We start from the raw sequence: 2414 nt of genomic DNA, 5'->3' as shown, positions 1-2414 counted from the left end.
ACCACGATGCCCTGGGGCAACCGGTCGCTGTTGTTCCGCGACCCCGACGGCAACCTCGTCAACTTCTTCACCCCCGTCACCCCGGAGGCCATCGAGAAGTTCGCACACTGACGCCACGCACAGCCGCTTACGCGGGAGCCCCGAGATCCCAGGGGTCCGGTGCCGGATCCGCGAACCATCCGAACTCCTGGGCCGCGCCGCGCCGCGCCTCTCCGGCCTGGCCGGACATCTCAGCCGCGATGGGCCACCTCGACGCCGGGGCATCGACGTCGCGCGGATCCTCCTCGACGCGCACGCCGCGGGAGCGGGTGTCGATCAGGCCGTCGCCGCCGTCAACGCGGCCGCCGCCAAGACGCCCGGTCCCGCCGTCGGGGCCCCCGCGCCTGCTTCGCCCGCCGCCTGCCACTGCGGGGCCCGCTCCCGCCCCAGGGCCGGCCGAGGCCCGCGTACCCGCCCCGGCCCCGGCCCCGGGTGCTCCTTCTGCTCCTGCGGCCGCGCCGCCGGTGCGCGACGACGTAGATCCGTGGGCGCCGCCCGCGAGCGTGGACGCGAAGCGCTCCTGGGGGCCGTTGACCGAGGGCCTGACCGTCCCCCGCGAGCTCGACCCGGCGACCGCAGCGCGGCTCTGCGCCAGCTCCAGGTGCACCCGCCCGAGCACAGCCAGATGGTGGCGATCGGACCCAGGTTAGTGTTGACGTCTTTCTGGTTTGCCTAAGGGCTGTCGCGTAACGCTTCGGGTGCCCCGGCTGTCACTCAAGAGCGCACGCAAGCCCGCGTACCGGCGTTGCCAGTCCACCGTCCACCCGTGGTCCTCGTCGCCCGGGTTCCAGTCCTCATCGATCGCGGCGAGGGCCGCGGCCCGCCGCTCGGCCCGGTGGCTTCTGAACGACCCGCCGCGCTAGCTCTACTACACCCCGCTAAAAACAAGCTCTGACCAGGTAGACGGCCGGCTTGGTGACGCCCCGAGGCCGCCTCGCGGGTTTGAGCCCGGTGCCGCGACTGACGAACCTGGCGAAGAGTCGTGTCCTACCGGTTCGAGGCGCGGCCAACGGTCCTCGCGACGTCCTACTTCTCCTCCGGCTCCCAGGCGCGGAGCAGGTCGAGCAGTCCTGCGTCTCCGTCAACGTGCAAGGCGTCGGCCTGGATACGGTCGTACAGGTAGAGGACCAGCTCACTGGCCGTGCCATGGACGGCGGCGCCGGCTGCATCCGAGTCCTCGCCGGTCGCGGCAATGGGCGCAGGGATGCAGGTGACACGTGCGCCGTCACCATCGACCGCGAGGCGCCAGGAGCGGCCCTCGGAGGCGTGGAAGTCGAAGGCCGTGGGCGTGTGCGGCCAGGCACTCGGCGTTGCGCAGACGGTGAACAGGAACTCCTCCACACCGTCGAGTGCCAGCTCGGCCGGCAGCGGCTGCGGGGCGCCCCCGGCGAGCTGGGCGTCGTAGGTGTGCACCGCGCTCTCCTGGACCCGGTGCCGGGCGGTGCCGCCGGCGGTCTGCGGTGACTGCGACGCGGGCCACCACGTCCAGCAACCGCTCTCTGGGCCTGCCTCGCTCAGGGCGCTCAGCAGAAGCTGCGTCGACGCGTCCAGCCAGGCCAGCAGGGCCTCACGCTCGCGCGGCACTTCCAGAGCGGCGCGAGTGGCGACGGCCTCGGCCGGGGGAGCGTCGGCAGGTCCCGCGCCGACGATGGCAGCCCAGAAACGATCTCCCCCACCCAGGTGCTTCACCAGATCGAACAGCGTCCACCCGGGGCAGCTCGGCACCGGTGCGTCGAGACTGGGCGCGGCGGCGACCGCGGCGCGGAAGGCGGTCGACCGTTCATCGATCAGTCGCAACAGGTCAGGGAACTCAGGATTGTCTTCCACGCCGGATGTCTATCACCGTGCCCCGGTGATCGGACAGCGATTTTCACAGTCGCCGCCGCCTGGCCCTGGCGGACGTCCTCGCGGAGGTCACGACGGCGGGGGAGGACCGCTCGGGTCGGGAAGGGTGGGGACAGCCCCCGGATCGGCCCGGGCGTCAGCCAGATGGGCAACTGGTGCGGGGCCCGGCACGCTGGGGCAGGAACAGCGCAGGAACAGCGCAGGCGACAGAAACAGGAGCAATCGGTGAATGCACGTGCGGGGGCCGCAGCACTGTGGGCGGGGATTTGTGCGGTGCTGGTATCAGGGGTCTTTCCGGCGGCGGCGGCGGAGCAGGCGTCCGCCTCGCCGCCCGCTGGTCTTCAGGGGGCCGTCGAGCAGACGGTCGCGGACGGCTTCCCGGGTGTCGTGGCGTATGCCAGGCACGGAGGGCGGGAGTCACGGACGGCGGCCGGCCTCGCGGACACGGCGAGCGGCGAGCGAGCACGGCCGGACCAACGGTTCCGGATCGCCAGTAACACCAAGTCATTCGTGTCGACGGTGCTTCTGCA

At 72.0% G+C, this 2414-nt stretch carries 2 protein-coding genes and 1 pseudogene; 2 read left to right on the top strand and 1 reads right to left on the bottom strand.

Annotation, left to right across the window (positions count from 1 at the left end):
• Window positions 1-111, top strand: a pseudogene (locus ACIBAD_RS37590) (VOC family protein); the annotation flags it as partial.
• Window positions 112-1065: 954 nt separating this feature from the next.
• On the opposite strand, the gene ACIBAD_RS37585 reads toward ACIBAD_RS37590, so the two are convergent.
• Window positions 1066-1866, bottom strand: coding sequence for a maleylpyruvate isomerase family mycothiol-dependent enzyme (locus ACIBAD_RS37585; RefSeq protein WP_398911547.1), 801 nt, complete (start codon window positions 1864-1866; stop codon window positions 1066-1068).
• Between the two features lie 162 nt (window positions 1867-2028).
• On the opposite strand from ACIBAD_RS37585, the gene ACIBAD_RS37580 reads away from it, so the two are divergent.
• A partial coding sequence (locus tag ACIBAD_RS37580) for a serine hydrolase (protein ID WP_398911545.1) occupies window positions 2029-2414 on the top strand: 386 nt, incomplete at its 3' end.

It is taken from the genome of Streptomyces sp. NPDC051109 (assembly GCF_044455885.1).
GTDB lineage: Bacteria > Actinomycetota > Actinomycetes > Streptomycetales > Streptomycetaceae > Streptomyces.
The sequence above is the reverse complement of the archived record's forward strand: the minus strand, read 5'-3'. Positions and strand labels throughout refer to the sequence as shown.